Here is a 24,142-nt window from a genome sequence, read left to right as displayed (position 1 = left end):
TGATTTAAGGTACCTGGTTCTGATACAATTCCGAATTGTGTTAGCACAGGTACATTTCTTTAATTCCATTTTCATAATTTCTCACTTTTAAGACAAGCTATACAAAAAGGAGAAAGGTGATCATATGGATACTAATTATGGATTAGGTAATTCACGGTATGAATAAACCCTTTACACCACAGCTTGTTTATTTTGAGCCAAATGCACTTGATTATCCGCTTGGCAAAGAACTGAAGGAAAAGTTCGAGAACATGGGGATTGAAACACGTTTTACGACATCACATAATCAAATTCGGGATTTGCCGGGTGATACGGACGCTCAAAAATACCGTATCGCAAAGTCCACCTTGGTTGTAGGCATAAGAAAAACGTTGAAATTCGATACATCCAAGCCATCAGCTGAATACGCAATCCCACTTGCGACCGGTTGTATGGGGCATTGTCATTATTGTTATCTACAAACGACGATGGGCAGCAAACCCTATATTCGAACTTACGTTAACGTGGAGGAGATTTTAGAAGCGGCTGATCAATACATCGAAGAACGTGCACCCGAGATTACCCGGTTCGAAGCTGCGTGTACATCCGATATTGTGGGAATTGACCATTTAACGCACTCATTAAAAAGAGCAATTGAACATATTGGCCAAACAGAATTAGGAAGGCTGCGTTTTGTGACGAAATTCCATTTTGTCGACCATTTACTGGATGCCAAGCATAATGGCAATACGCGCTTCAGATTTAGCGTAAACGCTGATTACGTCATTAAGAATTTCGAGCCCGGCACTTCTCCTCTGGATAAAAGAATCGAGGCTGCAGGGAAAGTGGCAAGAGCCGGTTACCCACTAGGCTTCATCGTTGCGCCCATCTACCTTCACGAAGGTTGGGAGGAAGGCTATTACCACTTGTTTAAGCGGCTTGACGAGGAATTGCCGCAAGATGCAAGAGACGACATAACATTTGAATTCATTCAACACCGATTTACGAAGCCCGCGAAAAAAGTGATTGAAAAGAACTACCCAAAGACAAAACTGGAGTTAGATGAAGAAAAAAGACGCTACAAATGGGGCAAGTACGGAATCGGTAAGTATATTTACCAAAAAGACGAAGAGGACGAAATAAAAATGTATCTATACGGCTATATGGAAAAGTACTTTCCGAATGCAAAGTTGGAGTACTTTACTTGAGTCGTCAAAAAAAGCGTAAGGCCCTGGGGAACTGGGGCTTTACGCTTTTTCTTGCAAAGCGATCACTTACTCTTTATTTACTAACCAAGTTCTTAACTTTTTTGGATATTTCTTCATAAGAAGTATCCAACGACACCGCTAATTCCTTATACATCATATTTTCTATGTTTGCCAAAAGAACTCGATCATCTCCATCGAGTTTCTTTTCGTCTGCATCCGCCTCACGCTTTTTCTCCATTAACGTAACTGCCACTGAAGCAATTACAGTACGGTCTCCTGTGTTTACAAGACTTTTATATTTTTTCGTACGCTCTCTGCCGTTCTCTATCCACTCGATGCCTGGCTGTTGGAAGGAATGCAAAATCTCTTCCGCCTCTTCTTTATTTAAGACGTTCTGCATGACAATTTTTTCACTATCAATAGGGATATTTATGATTAATCTCGCATTATCAAGTGGATGCAATACATAATAGGTTCCCGTACTGTCACCATAGGTTTTTTCGCATATATCGTCAATTTGACATAATCCATGTGACGAATAAATAATTACATCTCCAATATTAAACATACCTGTTAGCCTCCAACTCTACAATCGTCAATTTAGTTTACAATTTTCATTTTACGCCAAATTCACTAAATTGTCAATTTGGTTGACAATGGAGTAGTGGTTTTATATAGTAGGTGCAAAGATATCTTTAGGGGTGAAATGGTTGGATTTGGAATTAAAAAACTTAGATTTAATAGATATATTAAGCGAACGACATCTTCAACTGAGAAAAATAACAGAAAAACGATGGAATGCCAGCAGTGATATTTATTTGTCGAATTCCGAGTGGTTCATCATGGCGAGAGTTTATAAAAAACAGTCTACGATTGCATATGTTTCCAAACATGTGGATATATCCAGGCAAGCCACCCATAAAGTCATTAAAAGCTTGGAAGCAAAAGGCTTAGTTGAAATTAACAACATGGAAAATAACAAAAAAAACAAACGCATACGATTAACTCAATTAGGCGAAGAGTGTTATGAAAAAAATGAGTCGTTGAAGGCAAATTTAGAAACAGAAATCGCAAATAAGTTAGATCCTGGACAGTTAAAAATTCTTAAAGACTTTCTGAAATTGGATTGGGGCTTATAGTTTAGGGTTTACTCAACTCATAGTTATCATACTAAAAAAGGAACAAATCCATTTGACAGGATTTGTTCCTTTTCATTGTTATAGTACGATTCCTGTAAAGTCTTCGAGGGCATCTTGCCAAATGGTTACGCCTTGGCTCATTGCGGAACCGCCGCCCAGAGCTGCAGCCACTCCGATGGCCTCCATCATTTCTTCCTCAGTAACACCCGCATCCAGGCAACCCTTTGTGTGGTAAAGGATGCAATATTCGTTATGAGCGTGCACGCTAATGGCGAGTGCGATTAGCTGTTTGTCTTTCTGCTTCAATTTGCCGTCTTCGAAACACGACTCAGTGAATGCATGAAAAGCCTTGGTCACATCCGGCAATTTTTCTGCGAAACTGCCCATGCCAACTTTGTATTCCTGTAATACGGCTTCTGAATACGTAATTTCCTCCATTTTGTACCCTCCTGTTCGAGGGTAGTATTAGCTAAGGCGGAGGAAGGTATGCATAGTTTTGAGGTTAAATTAATGCCTTATTTTTAAATTGAAATAGCCTGAGCCGCGCATACTTTAAGAATAATTCACAATACTAAGCGCGCTGTAACTAAATTTATTTGGAGGAAGGGAAGAGGTAGAAATGGCTAAGCGCTCTGAAACAAGTTGGAAAAAGGATAATCCAAACACATTTTTAAGCAACTCTGTTCAAAAGGCGGATCGTGCGGTGAAGCAAGCAATGACACATCCAGAAGAAATCGCAGTTGAGCATGCTTTCAATTCGCTATCACGTGCGGACAAGGCGTTCTTACATGCAGAACAGCAGGATGAGCCGGCAAATTCAGTCCAGCAAAACAAAGAACAGCTAGATTTGATGAAGCAGCAATTAAATGCAGTCAATGGGATTGTGAATGAGCAGTAAGATGAAGCGATTACCCCCGCAGGTTTCACAAAGCTTTTGGGTGTGATTCATTTCTCGTCTTACTTACCTAGTTTAATGTACCCCTTCAAATAGGAAGAAAAACAGCAAAGAAACACTACAGCGGCTTGTTGTAGTGTTTCTTTCGTATGAACGGATAGAACCGACGAGAAATTGGGAGTAGGCATGAGGAAATGGGGTAATTTAGATATATAGAGTAGCTACCGAAACGCTCAATTGGTTACGGAAATAGCTATCCTGTGAAAAACGTGAAGGAGGAATATATTTAAATGGATAAAATGCAACAGCCCATACCAACACACCCGCCCACACTCGGACAGTATCTTTTCGACAGCTTAAAAGCGGAAGGCATTACCGAAGTTTTCGGTGTTCCCGGTGATTACAATTTCAGCCTTCTGGATACATTGGAGCAATATGATGGAATCCGTTTCATCAATGGACGCAACGAGCTGGGGGCGGGATATGCAACTGATGGTTACGGACGACTTCGTGGCCTATCGGCGCTCATTACAACTTTTGGCGTTGGCGAGATGAGCGCCTGCAATTCTATTGCGGGTGCGAACAGTGAATATGTACCTCTCATACATATCGTCGGAGCGCCCAAATCAATGGATCAGCAGGCGCATAAACTAGCGCATCATTCCCTGCTGGACGGCGATTTTGACGTATTCCGGCAAGTGTATTCGCATCTGAGCGCCTACACAGCAATCGTGACGCCGGAAAATGCCGAACAGGAGATTACAGCAGCAATCCTTATAGCTAAACAAAAACGCAAGCCGGTTTATTTGATGGTAGCTATGGATTTGGTCACAAAGCCCATCGTCCAGCGCGTTGTTCCGGAAGTGAAAAAAATCACGACATACAAACCTGCGCTTGAGGCAGCGATTCAGCAAATAACGAAATTGTTGAATGGGACGAACAATGTAGTGCTTTTATCGGATATGCTGTCGCTCCGCTATGGACTCAGAGATTCCGTTCACCAGCTCGCGTCGAATTTAAACGTACCGGCTGCTTCGCTTATGATGGGCAAGAGTAGCTTCGATGAACGCCATCCGAATTACATCGGCGTATACGGCGGAGCATTAGGAAGTGAACAGGTCAGTACAATCGTAGAAAGCGCGGAGTGTGTGATTGCGGTTGGCATGATTTGGAACGACACGAATTCCGCTAAAGAAACGACAAAGCTTGATCGTCTTCGTCTCATCGACATTCAGCCCGAGTTTGTACGGGTCGGGGAATCCATGTACGAGCAGGTGATGGCGGCAGATCTCATTGCTGCCTTGAGCGCGTGTGGTTGGTCCCGAAGTGGCGCTTTACCTCAGGTTTCCTTCCCTTATGATGAACTATCTGGCGAGCCGGAGCAGCCAATCCGGGCGGAATCTTACTATCCACGCTTCCAGCGGATGTTGACGGACAAAGACATTGTTGTGGTTGAGACTGGAACCTTTTCATACGGCATGTCACAAGTGCGACTTCCAGCAGGGGTTGAATACATTAGCCAGCAAGGTTGGCAAAGTATCGGCTATGCAACGCCTGCCGCATTCGGGGCATGCATCGCGGAACCGGACAGACGTGTGCTGCTGTTTACGGGAGAAGGTTCGCTGCAGGTGACGGTTCAAGAAATCAGCACAATGCTGGATAATGGCTGCCGTCCGATTCTGTTCATCCTCAACAACAGCGGCTACACGATTGAGAAGTATTTGAATGTTTTAACGTCCAACCAGCAGTACAACGAGATTCCGGACTGGAATTATACGCAGCTAGCTGAAGCCTTTGGCGGTAAAGCGTTCACGGTTGCGGTGCGTACCAACAAAGAGCTGGATGAGGCGATTGCAGCAGCGGAGCAAGCACAAACGAGCCAACTGTGCATGATTGAAATGATTGTCACTGACCCTATGGATGCACCGGATTATTTGATCCGGCTCCGCAAGCATTTAGAAGAACAGGAACGTCTGAAAGAATAGCTGTATGCTGTTACTTTAAATAAGGATATTGCATTGAGCGCACTCCGCGGAGTGCGCTTTTATAATTTTTCGATTGCAAGATTGTTTGTTGTAGGTCGGTGGAATAAATGATTCGTATTTATCATAAAGTAATGTGACCAACGACTTGGGACAATAAGTAGGACATGCTTCATACCCCCGCTTCACAAAAATACTTTTCAATACTACAACTAACGCAATGATAATTTCCCTTTCTGTGTAGGTGTATGAATCCACAAGAGATTGATAAATGACTTGATGAATTTTTAAAAAAGGAGATTTATTGCTGTGAAAAAGTATTTTAGAAGGATAGGAAGTTGTACTGCTACCTTACTAATAATTGTTGGGTTTGCTTCTATCTATTCACTATGGCATTCCAGTAATACCCCCGGGAAACCTCCTACTATATTTGGATACATGAGCTCGACCGTTTTAACTGGAAGTATGGAACCAAGCCTTAAAGTCGGGGATTTATTAGTGATTAAAACCTTTAACTCAGAGGAAGCAAAAGTGAATGACATAATTACGTTTAAAAACAGCAATAATACGTTAATAACGCACAGAATTGTAGATGTCGTTGACAAAAAGAATGACATATTCTTTCAAACAAAAGGAGATGCAAATAATATTAGCGATCAAGACCTTGTTCCAAAGGAGTTGGTTATTGGGTCGCTACAATTTCATATACCCAAAGCCGGATACATAGTAAATTTTCTGAAAAGCTCCCTCGGCCTAGCAATAGTGGCTACTTTTCTATTTATAGCTGTAACAATAAGGTGCTTTAAAAAATTCACTAACTACTATCCAGAAAAGAAGGAAGGGGATGACTGTAATACCAGTAGTTTCTAAGAGTCCGAACCAGAAGTACCTGAAAATCCGGACCCTTAAGATTAAGAACTGGAAGGATAGGTGAATCAAGATAAAAAAGTTTTGACCTTAAGAAGAGGTACCTGTCTTATAGTCAAAGTTTTTGGGTCAATTATTCCTCAGATAGAATGACTTCTAGCGGTAGAAAAACCCCTCAAATGGCACGTCATAATCCATAAATGCCTCACTAAACAAAGCCTTGTCGATGAGTTCGCGCAAGACGCCTGAATAATAACCAGGTAGATTCCTAATGTTTTTAAGCTTTGTTGTTTGAATTGAAATACGTAGTGCCTGCATGGCCAATTGCTCGAAAAGTTCCCCTTTGTCTTCATGGATACTGAATTTCAGCATTTGCAGGGACTGTTTCCGGTAGACGCCGTAAAAATTGCGTGCTAATTTACTATCTCCGATTGTTGAAGAAAGAAGAGATTTCATCTTGCCGAAAAGTTTTGCAGGAACAATTTCCGGAGGAGACGTTCTTTTAAGATCTTTATTACTTAGCGCTTTAGAAAGAAAAGCTTCGGTTTGCGGTTTAGCAGGTTCAACCCTACTGCCAGAAGGCTTTTCGGTAATCTCCGGGGTGTTCAATTTCGACTGGTCATTAGTAGGTTTAATGACATAAATGTTGGCACCTAGACCGCTCATGACAGGGCGGATATAGTGAATGCGTTCGATGATTTCAAGCTTTTCTAATTTGCGAATGGCACGTCGGACAGTTGCGTTGGATTTCTTGATGGCCTTTTCGATTGTTTCGTGTTTTAAGTGTGCAGCGCCATATTTAACAGAGTAACGACGGATCATATCGAGAACAGCCCGCTCTGTTTGGTTCATTTCGTTCCAATTCGTGAGTACGTGTTGCCTAGTCGCCGCGTCTAAATCGTGTTTGTTTGTGAAGTATGCGTATTCAGAAAGGTAAGTTGTCATAAAGAATATCCCCTTTATTCTTTATATAGAAGAAAAGTGAGGGAAAGTGGACAAGAATGTAAAAAGAATTTTTTTTATTTTATTGGATGTAGGCAGGCATGTAGTTGGTCGAAGTAGTGAAATCTCTAAAGAATCTTTCGAGGCGTCCAACGAAGTCAGTGAAGCTAGCTCGTTGTGTTTTTACAACAAGTAGAGGCGCATTTTCACGAACAGTGCAGTTTAAGTCAATAAAATTATAACTGAAATAAATTCAGTATATAATTGCTTTTAAAGGAGGTAAGTATTATGACCAACAAACTAATTGTGAAGGCTGAAATTCATATAGAGGCAATTCCTTCAAAAGTATGGGAGGTTCTCATTAACCCGAAATTTGTAGCGCAGTGGGATGAACTACCAGAGAATTATCCTAGTGAAAATATGGGTGTGGATAGTAAAGTGGTTTGGGCGCATCCTAACGGTGGACAGACTGTTACAACGATTATTAAGGCAGTAGAAATGAAGGGATTAAAAATAGCCCTATACTCATCGAATTGGGAAGTAAAACCGAATGAAGGTGACGTAGCATATCTGTATCAGTTAGAAGACCTAAATGATAGTACTTTACTGGAAATTGAAATTGGCAATTTTTCACTTCTGAAAAATGGGCAAGACTATTATGATGCCTCGGTTGAATTTGCATCTGAATCAATAAAAGTAATAAAAGAATTAGCTGAAAATCTAGAGTGAAATATAAATAATAGCTACGCCTCTTTTTAAGCTAACGGAGTGCATTAGCAGAACTATCGAGAGGCAGCCTTTATTGTTATTCAACTAAATGACAGCATAACGGAATAGTAATGTTAAAATATTACATATAAAAATTTGGAATTGAAGATGGTGGTCGTGTGAAATTAAATAATGCAATAAATACTTTGAAGTTAAATCGTTTTATGAGAACTGAAAAGGAAATTTTATTATTTGAAGAAGCGTTAGAAGAAATATCTGAAACAAATGATTATCGTATAATTGGAAAATTGATTGATGTATTAGAAGATGACACCGAACACGAAGAAGTAATGTGGGGTTTAATACACACAATAGAATATTTAGGTGAACTTTCTCCAAAAGAAAGTTTGAAGTTACAGATTAATGCCATTCCTGCTAACGTTGAAAAATGCAGAGAATGGGTAGAAATTATGCATTTTAGGATACTAAACCATGATGAATATAGAAAGTTATTTGCAGAAGTATTGAAAGAGGTTAACGTGCAAGTCCAGGAGACGATAGTTAACTTATTAAATGAAATCAAGAATGAAGACCCTGTGAAATTCAAGGACAAAGTTGAAGAGGTAAAAACAATTTTGTATAGCTAACGGCCCTTTAGTGAAATAAGGAAAATAATATGTGTCAAAAAACGCTCAAATTTCTGAGCGTTTTTATTTGCCATTTATATTTTTATTTGCTGTTGAAACATAGATTAGTTTGATATTTAAGCTGTCAATAGCGTTTTACTCCCCATCAATCGAACCCGTTAAATCAACAGTTGGCTGCCTTTTATTTTGGAAATGTTATCATGCGTGGGTACATAAAAATTCCGTCAAATTAAAGATGGGTAATTTCGAAAATTTGTGGAATACTAACCGTTGTATCATTATGAAAACATAGTTTTTCTTGTTCTTCACACAATTCATTTACTTATGCCATTTCGTTTGATATCATCATTTAGTTGTCCGACGTCAGACGAATGTGTTGGGTAATAAATAGTGTGAATTATTGAGTTTGAAACAAAATTATAAATGGAGAAATTCCATTATAGAGGTGTAGCTGTTGAATTTATTGTGGGGACTTTTAGGGATAGTGGTCGTGTTAGGAATTGCATTTCTTTTTTCTAACGGAAAGAAATCGATTAATTACCGCACTATCGTCGTTGGTTTAATCATACAAGTGACGTTTGCATTCATCGTCTTGAAATGGGAAGCAGGTAGAGCGGGCTTGGTAGCGTTTTCCGACCTCGTGCAAAATGTCATTGACTATGCTGGCGAAGGGGTTGCATTTCTTTTCGGTCCGGCGGCGGATGTTAAAGAATTCGGTTTCGTTTTTGCGTTCCAAGTGTTGACAATCATCATTTTCTTTTCTTCCTTGATTTCAGTGTTGTATTATCTTGGAATTATGCAGATGGTTATCAAACTGATCGGAGGCGCATTATCGAAACTGCTTGGCACGAGTAAGGCGGAATCGGTGTCAGCGGCCGCGAATATATTCGTCGGTCAGACGGAAGCTCCGCTTGTCATTCGACCGTTTATCGCAAAAATGACGAAGTCAGAGCTTTTTGCAGTCATGACGGGCGGACTTGCGTCTATCGCCGGTTCTGTTATGGCGGGGTACGCACTTTTAGGCATACCTCTTGAGTATTTGATTGCGGCAAGTTTCATGGCTGCACCGGCAGGATTGATAATGGCGAAAATTTTTATACCGGAAACGGAAAGTTCGGAAGTTACAACCTTTGACATGGAAAAAGATCAGGAATCGGTGAACGTCATCGATGCAGCGGCACGTGGGGCAGGGGATGGATTAAAACTTGCCTTGAATGTCGGTGCGATGTTATTGGCGTTCATTGCGCTTATTGCTTTAATGAACGGAATGCTGGGCGGGCTGGGTAAAATAGTTGGTTTTGAGTCGTTGACGATTGAGGGGATTCTTGGTGTTTTGTTTGCACCGCTCGCGTTTGCAATCGGCGTTCCTTGGTCGGAAGCGGTTACTGCAGGGGGATTCATAGGCCAAAAACTTGTGTTGAATGAATTTGTTGCTTATGCGTCATTTGCACCTGAAATACCTTCACTCAGTCCTAAAACTGTCATTGTTGTAAGTTTTGCGCTGTGCGGCTTTGCGAATTTAAGTTCATTAGCAATTCTTATTGGCGGATTGGGTTCTATTGCACCGAGTCGCCGTCCTGACATTGCTAAACTTGGCGTGCGAGCAGTCGCAGCAGGCATGTTAGCTTCCTTATTAAGTGCTTCAATCGCTGGAATGTTCATTTGAAAATTATATTCTGAGTACCAAAAAGGACTGGATGGCCATTGTGCCATTCAGTCCTTTTATAAGCTTAGCGCTTAACATTTTTTCTGATCAACCCTCGGTGCCATCATCATCACTGCCATCCTCAATGTCTGCATCCGTATCCGTACCATCATCAGTATCTACGTCCACGTCTGTATCCGTTCCATCGTCAGTATCTGCGTCCGCATCTGTATCCGTTCCATCGTCAGTATCTACATCCACATCTGTATCGTCACTAGGATTGACATCTTCTACAGGATCATCAACATCCACATTGACATCATCGTCTTCACCGTCTCCGCAAGCTGCAAGCATCCCGACCGATAGGATTGTTGCTGCACCAAGTTTCAACCATTTCTTTTCTCCTGTTAGTTTCAAAGCCATTATAATCTCCTCCAAGTTTTTTGTCTATTTGTATAAGTGAAGCATGTCTTTGATATACCCCGATTTTAATCTCTTAATCATGTAGTCCGTTTTTTGAGTAAATAATTAGATGCCAAAAGAATACCGATTCAGTTGAATTATCATGATTTGCGGGGCGCCCCTGGAGTTGACTGAGTATAGTTTGTAAAATAAGAAGACGTCATCGTTTTAATGAAAGTTATCATCCAATATAAAGAAGGTATAGGTATAGACTCGTTTTTTATCATTTGGAAATGATAATGATTATGCTATATTACTTGAAAAATTCTTAAAAAAGTGAAGGAGGATATAATTGTCTACTAAAGAAGCGATGCAACAATATTTTAGATTAAGAAGAGACTTAGCGGATGGGGGTTTAGATTTTCTATTTAAAACTCCAGTAATTGATGAAACCAATAATTCAATAATCTTTGAAGGTGAAATTGATGAAGATGAATATGTTTCATGGAAACCTGTAGAAAAAAAAGATTTACATGATTTCAAGCAATTAAAAGAGGAATTTGGAATTGAGTTTCATGAGACGATAATTGAGTATTTTAATTCATATTGGTTCGCAGAATTAGACGGTTTTATCAACAATCATTATATAAAATTAGAGCCTGTCTTACCAAGTATTGAATTAAGTTCATTTCAAGAGGTATTAAAAGGGTATAAGAAAAATCATGGGAACAGATTAGAAAACATACCTATAGGACTTGAGGGTAATGGATTGTTAGTGGTAGTTAAGAATAAATGTGGAAAAGTTTATTTAGAAGATTTTCAGAGAGGTACTTTCGATATTATTACTGAAAATATTCAGGAATTGATTTTAAATCTCAAATTTAAAAGGTGAAACTTAAAGTCTTAACTATTGCTTGCAAAATCAGCAATTCAGTAATTATATTTAGCGTCATATGACTGTCATTTATTTAGTTAATAAAGATTAACAATCGTGTTTGTAGGGGTTAATATGAATTTAAGGTACCTAGTTCTGATACAATTACAAATTGTGTTAGTACCAGGTCCCTTTTTAATAGAGAATGACTTGGAAACAAGGTTTAGGCTCAACTAAAGTACATAATGAATTGTTAGCAATAATAGATACTTCTAACGACTATAATACATTTGTAAGACGACTTAATAATTAGGCTAATTATAGGCTAGAGGGTGGGGTTTCATCTTTACCGGAAGGTCTTAGATTAAAGTAGGAGGATACTATAATGGAAAAACGAGGATGGGTTTCTTTTTGGTTAGGTAATATTAAAGAAGAGGACTCTATAGGAGAGTATGTAGATTTAACGTATGATGAGGATGGCGAGTCTGTACCTTCCAAATTTTTTATCGATTTTAATATTGATATGGATGAAACAGATGAGGATACTATAGAAAAAGCGGTCAATAAGAATAGTAGTAGTGATATTTCCACATTATTAGCTGGGTGTTCGTATGAAGAAATTATCATCCCACAAATTAAGAAAAGTATAGACTTAAAGAAATCATATAATGCAGTAATTCTGATATATAACTTTGAGTATAACAATGAAATTACTTCAACTAATACTTTTGACTTTATTACTACTACAAATTATGAGTAAGAAAACACTTATAAGTATGGAGAATAGACTTAATTGATGGGTAACATAGAAATTACTTTTCTGGAAGAACTGCTTTATTATACGGATAAAAATTATATAATCAGTCAATTAGGTAATGTAGACAATCCACTAATACTCCATTTTTTTGCAGCAAATTATAACTGGAATAGTGGGTTTGTTGTTCCAAAAGCACTCATTGAAAATGATTAATGTGATTTAGGAACAGGATTACTAATGTTTCATTACGCAGATGGATTTCGAATGTTAGAAAACCCAGAGAAAGATTCAAATTCAGCATTAGAAGAGTGGAAGGGTTTTTTATTAAATATTTATAATAAACTAATAAATCTAAATTTTAAGACAGAAAGGACAAGGGGGGGATGCGATCCGTGCATTTTATGCGGAGTGCCACCTGCCGTTGTTACAGTTTTTCATGAAATTCAAAAGCTATAATGTAAATGTCCTCACCCGATAGAGAATGATCTGAAGACGATGGAAACATGGATTTCTGATATCGAAGGATTGTTCACAGACGGCTGGGGTGGACGGCGTAAATGCCGGACAAGGATCCGGTGATGAACTTGGCAATCTAGTAGGGGCGAATACGTCTGAAGACGAGAGAATGAAAGCACTCTATGCCGCAATGGAAAAAGAACAACATGTAAGTAATCCTGTGAATGACTACGCAATCGATCCTCATACGGGCGAATACATCATGATGAACCAAGGAGTCGTTCGTGTTTCAAAGGATTACGGACCAAAAGAACTTCAGCAGTAGGGGCAAATCCAAAATCATTATCATAATAAAAAGGGGGAGAACCATGAACATTATTAAGATATTTCTGGAATATTAATGCTATCCAATGTGGATATATAATGAACAAGGTGAATTAGTTGATAATGATTTAGTTGGAGAACTTGAGGATGAAGACGAAATTGATAATATGCTTTTAGAGATACAGAATATATACGATAGTCTATTTGAAGACAATGCTATCAACTTTGAGTTCAAAGGATTTTCAAATGAAAATGAAAAGATCGTATTTTTTAAGAAGGTAGAAAACGCTATAACCTTAATTAAAGAAAAATTAGGATATAAGTATTTAATTGAGAACAAGGTGGAAATTTAATGAAATTAAAGAATAACCTTGATTGGCTAATATGCCTTTTAAGGTTTTTTGTATAATGGTAATTTACGTTTGTGGTGATAAGAATAAGCAATAAATAAAGAATTTATGAAAAGGACGATAATCAGGTGGAAAATACACTCAAACAGATTTAGCGCAACGGACACTGGGATGGATGGCGTAAATGGCGGACAAGGATCCGGTGATGAACCTGGCAATCTAGTAGGGGCAAATACTTCTGAAGATGAGCAGTTGAAGGCACTCTATGCCGCAATGGAAAAAGAACAACATGTAGGTAATCCAGTGAATGACTACGCAATCGATCCACATACGGGCGAATACATCATGATGAACCAGGGAGTCGTCCGTGTTTCAAAGGATTACGGACCAAAAGAACTGAGCCTCATTGATAAAGCCGGGTTGGGCGTAGCTAACTTTTTATTCCTGGATGACTTAAATACAATCACGAATCGCGATGCCTCCTTCGCGGCCAAGGGATTGGCAGTAGCCTCGTTTACCCCTTTTGGGAAGGCGATAAAAGCGGGTAACGCGGGTATTAAACTTGTTAGGAAAAATCCAGTTGTGAAGTGGATAAGTCCTAAGAAAGTTGAAAATGTTACTGGTAAGGGTACGGGTAAATATCAAGTTGGAGCATATAAAGATTTTAAAGGAGTAGAAGGGCTTGATGCGCATCATGCAGGACAGAAGGCAGCAACGAAGAAATTAGTAGATAATTATGATTTAAATACTGCACCTGCAATTAATGTTCCAAAGGTGGGGCACACCATTAAAGGACCTAATGGAATAGTCTCAAGAAGTACAAAAGGAATAGATAATCCTAGACAGTTATTGGCAAGAGATATTAGGGAACTTAGAAGAGTCTATGATGACATACCGAATTCTGCTTTAAAAGAACTTATTGAATTAAACAAAAAAATGTACCCAGAAATGAGGAAATAAAATGAATGATATTTTTGTTAAATCACTTTATGATTCTATTGTTAAAGAGAACCTTCTAGTATACAAAGACTTGTATGAAACAACGAATGTTACTTCTAAAACAGATGATTATTGGAAAAAAGCTGTTGGTTTCTACGATAGTTTAACAGACGAAAATAAAGATACATGTATGAACATAATTGAACAAACTATGATTGATACTATTTCAAACATGCTAGGAGTAATTGATGGAAGTTCGACTTTAAAAGATTGTTCTTTAGAGCCTAAATTACTGCTTGATTCTATTGATACGGAAGGAGAACTGCAAGATTCCTTTTTAGAATTCATAGAAGAAAGAGAGAGTAACAGTTAATTGGATTTTTTAGTACAGAGGTCTTATAAAGAGCACATTTAAAATATATAAATAGTTTAAATGAATTCGATTACCTTGATTGGTTAAATGCCTTTCAAGGTTTCTTTTTTGTGTGGGTCTACCTAGTGCCGAATAAACCGCTTCTTATTTATAGAATAGATTTAAATAGGTCATACGTTTTAAAGGTGTTGTACGTACTATATAATTTGTTGAAACATCATATAGGGCTTACAAGGTGGAGAATGGTGGGAGCTTTAGAAATGATCCTGTATTAAAAAAGCAATACGATAACTTTAGGGGTAAATAATGGAGATGGAGATGGAGATGGAGATGGAGAGCTAAGCAAATCGAGAAAAGCGACTTGTAAAAGGAGGAACCATATATGGATAAAGAGGAATTAACAAATTTTATAAATGATCATATGGAATCAGATGACTTTACTGGTCGAGTAGATGAAAGTCAAATCAATCTTGTCCAAAATAAGCTAGGGGTGGAATTACCAGAAAGTTTTAAGTGGTTTTTAACTACATATGGTTCTGGTGGATTATTTGGAGTTGATATTTCAGGAGTGACTAGGTCAAATAGAGCTCTTGTTGTTGTTAACACAAAGAGATATAGAGATTTAGGATTGGAAAAGGATTTAGTAGTTATCGAAAATGCTGGAGAATATGTTTATTGCCTATATACAAGCAAAATGGAGAATAATGAGTGCCCAGTAATAGCTTGGAATAGACCTGGGGGACTTGATGACTACAACACAGCAAAGAACTTTTATGAGTTTTTATCACAAAGGTTGTTGGATGCACAAGAAGCATGGGAAGAAGATATTTAAGATAGATAAATATAAAGAAATTATAACTGAAACAAAGAAACTCAAAAACTTTTGATGGTTTTACTACAAGGATTTGTATAATGATATTTTGTTTATGAAAAATGTACGATAATTAGTCGAGATGACATTTTAAACATACGAAGTATTAATACTGGTAACAAGACAAAAACTTACGAATTTAATTAGGCTAGTTGGCTTAAAAATAGAATTAGTAATGAATTACATTATATAGCTAACTACAAAGCGCGCTGTATATAGACCTTAGAAGGAGACATGATTATGTTAAAAGTAACAGAGTATAAAGAAAGTAAGTCTGTGAATATTGAATATGATGTTTATACACCGATTAATATAGAATTCGGTACTTGGAATATATCAAAGGAACCAACGATATATTGGCGAACTGGGGATTTCAAGAAATCTTTAATTGAAATAGGAGTAGGGAAGTATAAAGGGAATATTCGTTCTATTACACTAACTTTAAGTGAAAACGTATACAAGATAGAAAATTCGAACTTGGATATGACAAATATAACTTTGATTAAAGGTATACCTAATTTCCAAGTTGAAGAATATGACGATGAGACGTATATAGATGAAAATAGTAAATTGAATGTATATATAGGGATTGATAAGGTATTAATTTCATTTTCGGAAAATGATACTGTGTCAATTATACAAAATGATAATGTGGGATTTGCTTTAGACATAAATAAAATGGTTTGTGGCGTTATAGTCAGTGGTATGTTAGAACATGAAAAGAATATATTAGAAGAAGCATTGAAATATAAAAAATAATTGAACCTTGATTGGCTAAATGCCTTTCAAGGTTTTTTGTATAATGGTAATTTGTGTTTGTGGTGATAAGAATAAGCAATAAAATAAAGAATTATTGAAGGTGTTTTCCTAGATTTATAGAAAGTGTAGGTATGGTTTAGTACAAAGGCAGTGTGGAAATTCAGCGATTACTTTTGGGGAAGCCGATTTGGACAGAGGCGACGCCTGAGCAGAAAGTTCTTCTAATTATAACGGAAAAAAGTTCGCTATATGTTGAGGGGATGATTATAATGTAGGCGCTTTCGCTGGGGGGCATCCACAGAGCACCAAAGCGTTTATAGTGGGAATTCCGCCCTTATTCAAGCCGGCACTTTATCATTCCTCGCTTATGGCGGAAGGCCCCCCAAAAAGCGCAGCAGCGGATTCAATAGGGTTCTTTTAACATACATCTTTTAGTGATACGATATATAGAATATAAAACATTGAGGTGAGGGGGATTTCATGTTTCTAGACAAATTGAAGGATCAGTTAAATGAAGGTCAGCCCTTGTTTATAGGGGAGCAAACGGCTTTTCGTTCAGCGATTTTACTACCACTCGTTAAAGTGGAGGAAGAATGGCATATTCTTTTCGAAGTACGTTCATTCACCATGAGAAAACAGCCAGGTGATATTAGTTTTCCCGGCGGTCGAATCGACTCCACAGACCCATCCCCAATGGCAGCCGCTTTACGAGAAACGCATGAAGAATTAGGTGTCGACCCAGAAACAGTTACGATTGTAGGGACATTAAGCCCGTTCATTGCCTCGTCTTCATTTGTTATCTATCCCTTTGTAGCAATCATTGATTACAATCAAATTATCCATTCGTATAACAAAGATGAAGTTGAAGAAGTATTTACAATTCCCATTAAATGGCTATTGAACTATGAGCCTTATATGCATTTAATATCTGTGGATCCAGTGCCTTTACCAAACTTCCCGTTTGAAAAAATAATGAATGGTACTCAGTATCAATGGAGAGCTCGTTCAGTGGAAGAATGGTTTTTCGATTATGAAAAGTATACAATTTGGGGTTTAACCGCTAGGATATTAAAACACTTTATAGAAATAATAAAATGAGCATATGCATTGAAAATCACAAAGAAAAACAAGACCTCTGATTTGAGATCTTGTCTTAGTCAATCGATTGAATGAGCTATTCCTCATTGATCGTTTTATGAAATTTTTGCCAATGCCGTTTCTACAGCTTGTTTTAAATCAGCCGGTTCTAATTCGTACGTAAAACCTAATAACCTTTCACCATTGAAGAATAAAGTGGGTACAATTTTCACTTCACGTTCAATCGCTTCAGCCGTAATCGCCAAGCTAACATCAACGTTTTCAAGGCGTTCCTCTTCTTGCAAGTTGTATTTATCGACAAGCAATCGTTTTAATTCCTTATTTGATAGTTCGTGCCATTCTGGTTGTGTTTCAAGGAGTTTACCAATGACATCTAATGTTTCTGTTGGATTCGCGTTGTCGAATGTCCAGTGAATCAATGCGCCGTGGAGAAGTTCTTCGCGTGGTTTATCGTATAATTTCACAATCACTTCAATTTGACCATTTTCGATATATGTTGGCAATACTTCTTTTGCTAAATGATAAATTCTTTTAGTGCCTGGGCACGCCAAATTAATAAAAGCCTCTAGTTTCAAAGGTGCATCTGCACTGCCGAATTTCAAATGATCATTTTTAATCGTTGTCATATTCAATCTCCCTTTCAAACTTTCTGCTATAAATATATACTATATCTATAGGGATTGTAAACATTATGGTATTGAATAGTTAGTTAAGCTGTTGAATCCAATTGAAATGAAACACTAAAAATATACCTTAAGTGGACTTGTTATCGAGATGGCTTACTTGATTTGCTTTACCCGTTTAGTTCCATTTCTACAAGAAAGACTTTTGATCCGCATGTCTTTCAAAATAGACTGCTTTCCTGTCTTTAACGTAAATATTGCTATAATAAGGGCGTGTGAAAAGCTGAGCGGCGCATTACGCATTTCTAGTGATCTAGCTCCAGGCGCCAACTCCTCGGGTCATAAGTCAGTTCGACTATGCGGCAAAGAACGCCGCTCCGCCGACCTGTCTTATGCCTGTCGGAGCTGAGCAGCGCCTTACGCTTTTCTAATACTAGCTAGGGAGTTGGAATTTGAGATGAATAAGAAAGATATTGCAGCGATTCGTAAACAATTTAAGTTGGACACTGATTTACTGAAAATTACTGATATTTATAAAGTGTATATTAAGCAGGAGAGTACTGACATCTTTCATGAGGAGAGCCAGCCGTTTCCCTTGTTAGATCGGGAGGAACAAGAATTATTCCTCACCAACTTTAAAAAGGTTTTAGGTGGAAAGTTGGATGTGAAACTGTTTGAAGTCAGTTTTACGCGTCCCGCGGAAGAGCAAACGGCCCATACGCAGCAGCTTTTATATGAAGGTCTTCGTACAGACGACGTTGAAGAATGGAAAGCGGGTATGCATAGTATCACGCAGAAGATGGTTCAGGACGTCCAATATGAAAAGGACTTGGTCGTAACGTTCATTCGCGGAAATTATTATAAACCGACGAAACGAAATTCAGATGAATCCGAAATAGACAATCGGGATGAGGTGTTTACGAACCCTTTCATCCTTTGTAGCATGAATCAGACCGAACTGCCGAAACGTTCACTTGTGTTTGACTTTATCGAGAGGGAGTTTAAGTCGAGTACGATAGCCGATCCCATCATTAATCTTGCGTCTCCAATTGGTGGATTTTGGTTTCCTAGCTTTACGGATGGCGCGGCAGATGTCAATCACGTCCTTTACGCTGCAGGCAAAGCGAATAAGCCGGACATTAATTTCATCGAGAATGTACTGGACGGTGAAGATATCATGACCGCCGCGGATGACAAAGCCGTCTTCGAAGAGATTGTAAAAGAAGTGATTGGTGATGAAGTGAATACGCGGACCCTCGCCAACGTATATGAAGAAATCAATCGCATGATGGATGAGGGAGACGAGGAAGAGGAAGACGAAAGCATCCCTACCTTGGATACGAAAGAGATGGAACGTGTGTTGAAGGCATGCGGCGTGAAGAATGTGAATACGGAAAGAGTGGAAATGGCTTTTCAAAAGGTGATTGATGACGAAACGTATGAAATGAAAGCAAGCCATGTCGTTCCAAGTTACACATCCAAGTCCATCAAAATCAGCACGAAAGTAGCGGATATCGCAATCAGCCCGCAAGACTTAAGATATGTCAGACAGGTTAATTACAATGGAAAACGCTGCCTTTTGATAGAAGTGGAAGAAGACACGATGATTGAAGGATTTAAGCTGATTCAAGAAGAGCTGTTGGATTAAGCAAGAAATCTAAGGCGATCCTATGCATTAGGTTCGCATAAATGTAGCTGATAGTAAGGACATAGCTGAAAGGGGGAGCAAAATTGGGATACGTTTTAGATCACGTTGGAATTGCTGTTCGAAGCATTGATGATGCTCTTCCCTTTTACATTAATGTATTAAAAGGATTAGTGGAAGACCGTTATACAAGCGATGCACCTGGTGTTGAAGTGCATGTTGCTGTAGTCAGAACGGAAGATAAAGTAATTGAATTACTGGCACCAACCAACAAGAACTCTCCAATGGCTCGGTTTATCAAGCAACGTGGAAAAGGCGTGCATCATATTGCATACCGAGTTGACGATTTGGACATAGCAATACGCGAGGCAAGTGAAAGTGGCGTTCGTTTTCTAGAGGACACACTACGCACGAACGCACGTGGAAGAAGGCTCATATACATTAATCCCGCCTCAACGGATGGCACTTTAATTGAACTATGTAGTTATTCAGAGAAAACTTAATTAGAATTAAATTAAAATGAAAGCATATCAATTTTATATAAAATTGATATGCTTTTTTGGAAAAAGTATCTCTACTTCAAGTCACGTTTCATTCCAATATTATAAAGTTGTAGTGTATTTGTGGTGAAGTTACGGGAAAGGTAGCTGACCGAATGAAACAGAGCATTAATAAGTACTCACATTGTTAGAGGGTCGTACTCAGGGAGTTTTGAGTACTTCTATTATGGAAACGACTGGAAATCTTGTCTTCAACAATGCCCGTTGCTATAATAAGATAGGTACTAACATGAAGGAGGGATTGTTAAATGATTTTAAAGAATGCAAAGCTCTATGGTCAAAAAGGTAGATGGGATATTGAAGTGGGAGACGGTATCATACAATCCATTAAACCAGCTACCGGTACAAGCGAGTCTAGTGATCTCAATAACATCAATCTAAATGGAAAAATAGTACTACCCCCTTACGTGGAGCCGCATATTCACTTGGACTACGTGCTTACTGCCGGAACCCCAAGGTGGAATCAATCGGGATCTGTATTCGAAGGGATCGAAATTTGGTCTGAAAGAAAGAAAATCGCCAATGAAACGAAAAACGATATTAAAGAACGTGCCTTGAAGGCGATAAAAATGCAGTTGAAACATGGTATACAGCATGTTCGGACACATGTGGATGTTAGTGATCCGACATTAAAAGGATTGGAAGCATTACTGGAAGTGAAAGAGGAAATTAAGCCGTGGTTGGACTTGCAACTCGTAGCATTTCCGCAAGAAGGCCTTTATACACAACCAAATGGGGAAGAACTGTTGGTTAAAGCACTTGAAATGGGAGCCGATGTCGTTGGTGGGATTCCCCACTATGAATTGACCCGTGAAGATGGGGTCCGTTCCGTGTTAAAGGCGCTTGAGCTAGCAAACAAATATGATAAATTGGTTGATATCCATTGCGATGAAATCGATGATGACCAATCAAGGTATTTGGAGGTACTCGCTGGGGAGTCGCTGAAATTAGGCATGGGTGACCGGGTGACAGCAAGCCACACGACCGCGATGGCTTCGTACAGTAATGCATACACGTACAAGCTATTCCAAACGCTGAAAAAAGCCGGCATTCATTTTGTTGCGTTGCCGAAAGCCAATTTACATTTACAAGGTAGATTTGACAGTCATCCAGTCCGTCGTGGCCTGACAAGGGTAAAAGAGATGGTAGATGAAGGGATCAATGTCAGCTTTGGACTCGATTCTATTATGGACCCTTGGTATCCGCTCGGCGATGGCAATTTGATGAATGTCGTCGATGTTGGTTTGCACGCCTGCCACATGACCGATCATAATTATATCGTAAAAGCCCTAGATTTAATCACAGTAAATGGAGCCAAAGCGCTCGGCATGAAGGACGAGTATGGCGTGAAAGAAGGAAACAAGGCGAATCTAATTGTGATTGACGCTGATTCCGAATATGAAGCGATTCGTACGCAAGCACCAGTGCTCTATTCGATGCGGAATGGGGAAATGATTGTCGAAACGAAACCCGCCGAGACAACAATGAACATATCCATTTTTTAAAATATTGTTTTGTATCTATATATGTTGAAATAAAGAATCCTACCTAGAACGCTTAATGATAGGGGACGCCTTCCGCAATAAGCCAGGCGAAAACTCACTGTCTGTCTTATTGCTTCGGCTACCTCGTTAGTCGCCTTCACCGAACTACATAATTATTATATTAGGAGGGCGCCATATGGAAGTTTTCGCAGAATACTTAGCGGGTATTGATGACCCACAACATCAAGCCCGAACGAAAGAAGTTTTAGAATGGGTAACTGAAAAATATCCGAGTTTAATGCCGAAAATCGCGTGGAATCAGCCTATGTTTACCGATCACGACACATATATTATTGGTTTTAGCACAGCTAAAAAACATTTGGCTGTTGCCCCTGAAAATGCAGGGATTATTCATCTCGCTGATGAAATTGTGCAGGCTGGCTATGGTCACACCCAGCAGTTGGTACGTATCCCGTGGGATGGTCCGATTGATTTTTCATTACTTGAAAAAATGATCGACTTTAATGTATTGGATAAGGCAGACTGTTCAACTTTTTGGCGTAAATAAAAAATAGATAACCTATTTAAATTACTACTATTTCTACTTTCACTAAAAGGTGTGTTAGTGAAGAACTGGCTGCCTTCATGGTAGCCTTTTCTTATTGAGCAATGAAATTAAATACTTCTTAGAAATTGATGTTTTGTCAGCCTTTTGTCTATGGCATATACAAGGTTCGCCCTTAATCCTATGAAATTATCCGAGTTTTATGTTGTACTCTCTTACGATACCAATAGTTTAGAAATGAGGGTTAAAATGTTAAAAGGATGGACAATATTTGAAAAGACATGGCTAAGCTTCTTTATGGTAATTAACGTTTATCTGTTTTTCGCATTTGAAGACACGATGTTGGGATTGGTATCTTCTACATTCGGAGTGTTGTGCGTTGTGCTTGCTGGAAAAGGGAAGATATCCACTTATTACGCAGGTATCATTCAAGCGGCCACATATGCTTATATTGCATGGACGTACGGACTGTTTGGGGAAGCGATGTTAAATGGATTATTCTACTTACCGATTCAATTCATAGGTATCTACTTATGGAGCAGAGCAAAAACAAAAGATAGTATTCGTGGAGAAGATGTTGTAGTTAAGAGGTTAAATAACAAGCAAATTCTTCAATTAACTGGGATTTCAATTATCGCTTCAATTGGATACGCTTATTTGCTAGATTACATGGGTGGACAACAAGTCAGACTAGACTCTGTGGCTGTAGTGCTTTCAATCGTTGCACAATTTTTGATGATTAAGCGATATGTCGAACAGTGGATTCTGTGGATTACTATTAACGTACTTACGATTACACTTTGGGTTATTGTGTTGCTACAACAAGGTGGAAATGATTGGGCTCTGGTACTAATGTGGTCGGCATTTTTGTTCAATTCAGTAGTTTCCTATATCAATTGGAGTAAGATTTACACAGGCCAGAAGCGGGTGACAACTTATGTCTAAGACAGTAGGTTTTATAGGCGGGAAGTTTCTAATTCCACATCAAGGACACGTCTATGCCGTGATTACAGCGTCAACGAGGGTAGACGAGCTACATGTAATTGTCACATATGATACCGAATATGAACGAAACACACTATTTACGAATGCTGTCATTGAACATATCCCATACACAATCAGACTCAGATGGTGGCGGCAAATCACAAAAGACATGCCACATGTACACGTTCACGCCATTGAGCAGAAAGAAACTGGACAGTATGCTGACTGGGAAGATGGAGCGACGAAAATAAAGTTCGCAATCACAAAGGAAATCACCCATGTATTCAGCTCTGAGCCCAAATACGATGTCTACTTTAAAGAGCTGTATCCTAAGGCCGAGCACATTGTCATCGATGCAGAACGTTCAACGTACAACATCTCGGCAACTAAGCTACGTACGGAAGGCGCCATGAAACATTGGAATATGATTCCGGATAGCATCAAACCTCACTTTGTTAAGAAAGTAGTTGTCGTTGGCACAGAGTCATCAGGAAAGTCATCCCTCGTTCGCAATTTAGCTAAGTTATACAACTCCAATTATGTAGAAGAGTACGGTAGGGTGTTTTATGAGCAACTTGGAGATAGTGTTGTTGATGTGTCGCTTCCAACAGATTATGCAGAAATTGCAATGCAACATAAGCTTAATGAAAAGAAGCAAGCAGAGACTGCCAACAGGGTGCTGTTCATCGATACAGAAGCAAATGTGACTCAATACTACTCCGATCTATATGCGGGTCATTTCGACGGTATAGTGGACTCAATAGCCGCAAGACAGGATTATGATTTATGGCTATTTTTAGAACCAGATGTTGAATGGATAAATGATGGCACAAGAACATTTGGCGAACGCGAAGTTAGAATGAAGAATAATGAGTCGCTGAAGAAGATGTTAAATGAGCGTGGAGTTGAGTATATATCTGTTAGTGGAAGTTATTTAGATAGATTAGAGGAATCCATGAGACATATCAATGAGTTAATCGAATAAGTGATAGTAAATGGGATAATAGTGATGGAATTTCTGGCTAACGAGTAGGGGAAAACTCTAAAAAGAAGGAAGTGCTAAACG

At 38.8% G+C, this 24,142-nt stretch carries 29 protein-coding genes and 1 pseudogene; 25 read left to right on the top strand and 5 right to left on the bottom strand.

Annotated elements, in window-relative coordinates; translation table 11 throughout:
- The first annotated feature begins 158 nt into the window (after nt 1-158).
- A complete protein-coding gene (gene splB, locus AC1TO4_RS07620) occupies nt 159-1,187 on the top strand; it encodes a spore photoproduct lyase (RefSeq protein WP_482104814.1) in 1,029 nt (342 codons plus the stop codon).
- A gap of 73 nt (nt 1,188-1,260) precedes the next feature.
- Here splB and AC1TO4_RS07615 read toward each other — a convergent pair whose 3' ends face one another.
- Nucleotides 1,261-1,755 (bottom strand): CarD family transcriptional regulator, encoded by a 495-nt coding sequence (locus AC1TO4_RS07615; protein ID WP_482104813.1) that lies wholly within the window; start codon nt 1,753-1,755, stop codon nt 1,261-1,263.
- A 142-nt stretch (nt 1,756-1,897) separates the two neighbouring features.
- Here AC1TO4_RS07615 and AC1TO4_RS07610 point away from each other — a divergent pair, with 142 nt between their 5' ends.
- Nucleotides 1,898-2,326 (top strand): MarR family winged helix-turn-helix transcriptional regulator, encoded by a 429-nt coding sequence (locus AC1TO4_RS07610; RefSeq protein ID WP_482101712.1) that lies wholly within the window; start codon nt 1,898-1,900, stop codon nt 2,324-2,326.
- Nucleotides 2,327-2,404: 78 nt separating this feature from the next.
- On the opposite strand, the gene AC1TO4_RS07605 is transcribed toward AC1TO4_RS07610, so the two are convergent.
- Complete coding sequence (locus AC1TO4_RS07605) at nt 2,405-2,764, bottom strand: carboxymuconolactone decarboxylase family protein (protein WP_482101711.1); 360 nt, start codon at nt 2,762-2,764, stop codon at nt 2,405-2,407.
- 181 nt (nt 2,765-2,945) lie between these two features.
- Here AC1TO4_RS07605 and AC1TO4_RS07600 point away from each other — a divergent pair, with 181 nt between their 5' ends.
- The 3 genes from AC1TO4_RS07600 to AC1TO4_RS07590 all read left to right on the top strand — a co-directional run bounded on the left by AC1TO4_RS07600 (nt 2,946) and on the right by AC1TO4_RS07590 (nt 6,073).
- Nucleotides 2,946-3,224 (top strand): hypothetical protein, encoded by a 279-nt coding sequence (locus tag AC1TO4_RS07600; RefSeq protein ID WP_482104812.1) that lies wholly within the window; start codon nt 2,946-2,948, stop codon nt 3,222-3,224.
- A gap of 287 nt (nt 3,225-3,511) precedes the next feature.
- Nucleotides 3,512-5,206, top strand: a complete 1,695-nt coding sequence (locus AC1TO4_RS07595) for an alpha-keto acid decarboxylase family protein (protein WP_482104811.1) — start codon at nt 3,512-3,514, stop codon at nt 5,204-5,206.
- A 306-nt stretch (nt 5,207-5,512) separates the two neighbouring features.
- Nucleotides 5,513-6,073 carry a signal peptidase I gene (locus AC1TO4_RS07590; protein ID WP_482104810.1) on the top strand — a complete coding sequence of 187 codons (561 nt, stop codon included), beginning with the start codon at nt 5,513-5,515 and terminating at the stop codon, nt 6,071-6,073.
- A 153-nt stretch (nt 6,074-6,226) separates the two neighbouring features.
- On the opposite strand, the gene AC1TO4_RS07585 is transcribed toward AC1TO4_RS07590, so the two are convergent.
- Nucleotides 6,227-7,015, bottom strand: a complete 789-nt coding sequence (locus tag AC1TO4_RS07585; RefSeq protein WP_482104809.1) for a helix-turn-helix domain-containing protein — start codon at nt 7,013-7,015, stop codon at nt 6,227-6,229.
- Between the two features lie 285 nt (nt 7,016-7,300).
- Here AC1TO4_RS07585 and AC1TO4_RS07580 point away from each other — a divergent pair, with 285 nt between their 5' ends.
- From AC1TO4_RS07580 to AC1TO4_RS07570, 3 genes are all read left to right on the top strand, one after another.
- Nucleotides 7,301-7,741 (top strand): SRPBCC family protein, encoded by a 441-nt coding sequence (locus tag AC1TO4_RS07580; protein WP_482104808.1) that lies wholly within the window; start codon nt 7,301-7,303, stop codon nt 7,739-7,741.
- Between the two features lie 158 nt (nt 7,742-7,899).
- A complete protein-coding gene (locus AC1TO4_RS07575; RefSeq protein ID WP_482104807.1) occupies nt 7,900-8,367 on the top strand; it encodes an Imm30 family immunity protein in 468 nt (155 codons plus the stop codon).
- A 454-nt stretch (nt 8,368-8,821) separates the two neighbouring features.
- On the top strand, nt 8,822-10,033 hold the full coding sequence (locus tag AC1TO4_RS07570; RefSeq protein WP_482104806.1) for a NupC/NupG family nucleoside CNT transporter: 1,212 nt from the start codon (nt 8,822-8,824) through the stop codon (nt 10,031-10,033).
- An 87-nt stretch (nt 10,034-10,120) separates the two neighbouring features.
- Here the strand turns inward: AC1TO4_RS07570 and AC1TO4_RS07565 are convergent, their stop codons facing one another.
- On the bottom strand, nt 10,121-10,435 hold the full coding sequence (locus tag AC1TO4_RS07565; RefSeq protein WP_482104805.1) for a DNA primase: 315 nt from the start codon (nt 10,433-10,435) through the stop codon (nt 10,121-10,123).
- A 349-nt stretch (nt 10,436-10,784) separates the two neighbouring features.
- Between AC1TO4_RS07565 and AC1TO4_RS07560 the strand changes: the two genes are divergently transcribed.
- The 11 genes and pseudogenes from AC1TO4_RS07560 to AC1TO4_RS07510 all read left to right on the top strand — a co-directional run bounded on the left by AC1TO4_RS07560 (nt 10,785) and on the right by AC1TO4_RS07510 (nt 17,215).
- Entirely contained in the window at nt 10,785-11,306 is a 522-nt protein-coding gene (locus tag AC1TO4_RS07560; RefSeq protein WP_482104929.1) for a SecY-interacting protein Syd, read from the top strand.
- Between the two features lie 367 nt (nt 11,307-11,673).
- Nucleotides 11,674-12,048: an immunity 22 family protein gene (locus AC1TO4_RS07555; protein WP_482104804.1), complete on the top strand. Its 375-nt coding sequence runs from the start codon at nt 11,674-11,676 to the stop codon at nt 12,046-12,048.
- Between the two features lie 36 nt (nt 12,049-12,084).
- Nucleotides 12,085-12,414 (top strand): annotated as a pseudogene (locus tag AC1TO4_RS07550) (DUF4274 domain-containing protein); the annotation flags it as partial.
- Nucleotides 12,401-12,523 carry a T7SS effector LXG polymorphic toxin gene (locus AC1TO4_RS07545; protein WP_482104928.1) on the top strand — a complete coding sequence of 41 codons (123 nt, stop codon included), beginning with the start codon at nt 12,401-12,403 and terminating at the stop codon, nt 12,521-12,523. The pseudogene AC1TO4_RS07550 and the gene AC1TO4_RS07545, both read left to right, overlap by 14 nt.
- Nucleotides 12,524-12,589: 66 nt before the next feature.
- Complete coding sequence (locus tag AC1TO4_RS07540; protein WP_482104803.1) at nt 12,590-12,826, top strand: hypothetical protein; 237 nt, start codon at nt 12,590-12,592, stop codon at nt 12,824-12,826.
- An 85-nt stretch (nt 12,827-12,911) separates the two neighbouring features.
- On the top strand, nt 12,912-13,178 hold the full coding sequence (locus tag AC1TO4_RS07535) for a hypothetical protein (RefSeq protein WP_482104802.1): 267 nt from the start codon (nt 12,912-12,914) through the stop codon (nt 13,176-13,178).
- 168 nt (nt 13,179-13,346) lie between these two features.
- Nucleotides 13,347-14,135 (top strand): hypothetical protein, encoded by a 789-nt coding sequence (locus AC1TO4_RS07530; RefSeq protein ID WP_482104801.1) that lies wholly within the window; start codon nt 13,347-13,349, stop codon nt 14,133-14,135.
- A 1-nt stretch (nt 14,136) separates the two neighbouring features.
- A complete protein-coding gene (locus AC1TO4_RS07525) occupies nt 14,137-14,487 on the top strand; it encodes a transposase (RefSeq protein WP_482104800.1) in 351 nt (116 codons plus the stop codon).
- 382 nt (nt 14,488-14,869) lie between these two features.
- Complete coding sequence (locus AC1TO4_RS07520; protein WP_482104799.1) at nt 14,870-15,319, top strand: SMI1/KNR4 family protein; 450 nt, start codon at nt 14,870-14,872, stop codon at nt 15,317-15,319.
- Between the two features lie 279 nt (nt 15,320-15,598).
- Nucleotides 15,599-16,117, top strand: coding sequence for a hypothetical protein (locus AC1TO4_RS07515; RefSeq protein ID WP_482104798.1), 519 nt, complete (start codon nt 15,599-15,601; stop codon nt 16,115-16,117).
- A gap of 480 nt (nt 16,118-16,597) precedes the next feature.
- The gene (locus AC1TO4_RS07510; protein WP_482104797.1) at nt 16,598-17,215 is read left to right on the top strand and encodes an NUDIX hydrolase; all 618 of its coding nucleotides are present in this window, start codon (nt 16,598-16,600) and stop codon (nt 17,213-17,215) included.
- A gap of 95 nt (nt 17,216-17,310) precedes the next feature.
- On the opposite strand, the gene AC1TO4_RS07505 is transcribed toward AC1TO4_RS07510, so the two are convergent.
- Nucleotides 17,311-17,841 (bottom strand): thioredoxin domain-containing protein, encoded by a 531-nt coding sequence (locus tag AC1TO4_RS07505; RefSeq protein WP_482104796.1) that lies wholly within the window; start codon nt 17,839-17,841, stop codon nt 17,311-17,313.
- A 454-nt stretch (nt 17,842-18,295) separates the two neighbouring features.
- Between AC1TO4_RS07505 and AC1TO4_RS07500 the strand changes: the two genes are divergently transcribed.
- The 6 genes from AC1TO4_RS07500 (at nt 18,296) to nadR (ending at nt 24,061) form a co-directional block, all read left to right on the top strand.
- Complete coding sequence (locus AC1TO4_RS07500; RefSeq protein ID WP_482104795.1) at nt 18,296-19,486, top strand: DUF4317 domain-containing protein; 1,191 nt, start codon at nt 18,296-18,298, stop codon at nt 19,484-19,486.
- A gap of 83 nt (nt 19,487-19,569) precedes the next feature.
- Nucleotides 19,570-19,986, top strand: coding sequence for a VOC family protein (locus AC1TO4_RS07495; protein ID WP_482104794.1), 417 nt, complete (start codon nt 19,570-19,572; stop codon nt 19,984-19,986).
- 305 nt (nt 19,987-20,291) lie between these two features.
- Nucleotides 20,292-21,548, top strand: a complete 1,257-nt coding sequence (codA, locus tag AC1TO4_RS07490; protein ID WP_482104793.1) for a cytosine deaminase — start codon at nt 20,292-20,294, stop codon at nt 21,546-21,548.
- 175 nt (nt 21,549-21,723) lie between these two features.
- Nucleotides 21,724-22,095 carry an iron chaperone gene (locus AC1TO4_RS07485; protein ID WP_482104792.1) on the top strand — a complete coding sequence of 124 codons (372 nt, stop codon included), beginning with the start codon at nt 21,724-21,726 and terminating at the stop codon, nt 22,093-22,095.
- Between the two features lie 246 nt (nt 22,096-22,341).
- On the top strand, nt 22,342-23,037 hold the full coding sequence (gene pnuC / locus AC1TO4_RS07480; protein WP_482104791.1) for a nicotinamide riboside transporter PnuC: 696 nt from the start codon (nt 22,342-22,344) through the stop codon (nt 23,035-23,037).
- A complete protein-coding gene (gene nadR, locus AC1TO4_RS07475; protein ID WP_482104790.1) occupies nt 23,030-24,061 on the top strand; it encodes a multifunctional transcriptional regulator/nicotinamide-nucleotide adenylyltransferase/ribosylnicotinamide kinase NadR in 1,032 nt (343 codons plus the stop codon). Before pnuC ends, nadR begins: the two co-directional genes overlap by 8 nt.
- The last annotated feature ends 81 nt before the right edge of the window (nt 24,062-24,142 follow it).

It is taken from the genome of Sporosarcina sp. Y838, assembly GCF_056786515.1.
The sequence above is the reverse complement of the archived record's forward strand: the minus strand, read 5'-3'. Positions and strand labels throughout refer to the sequence as shown.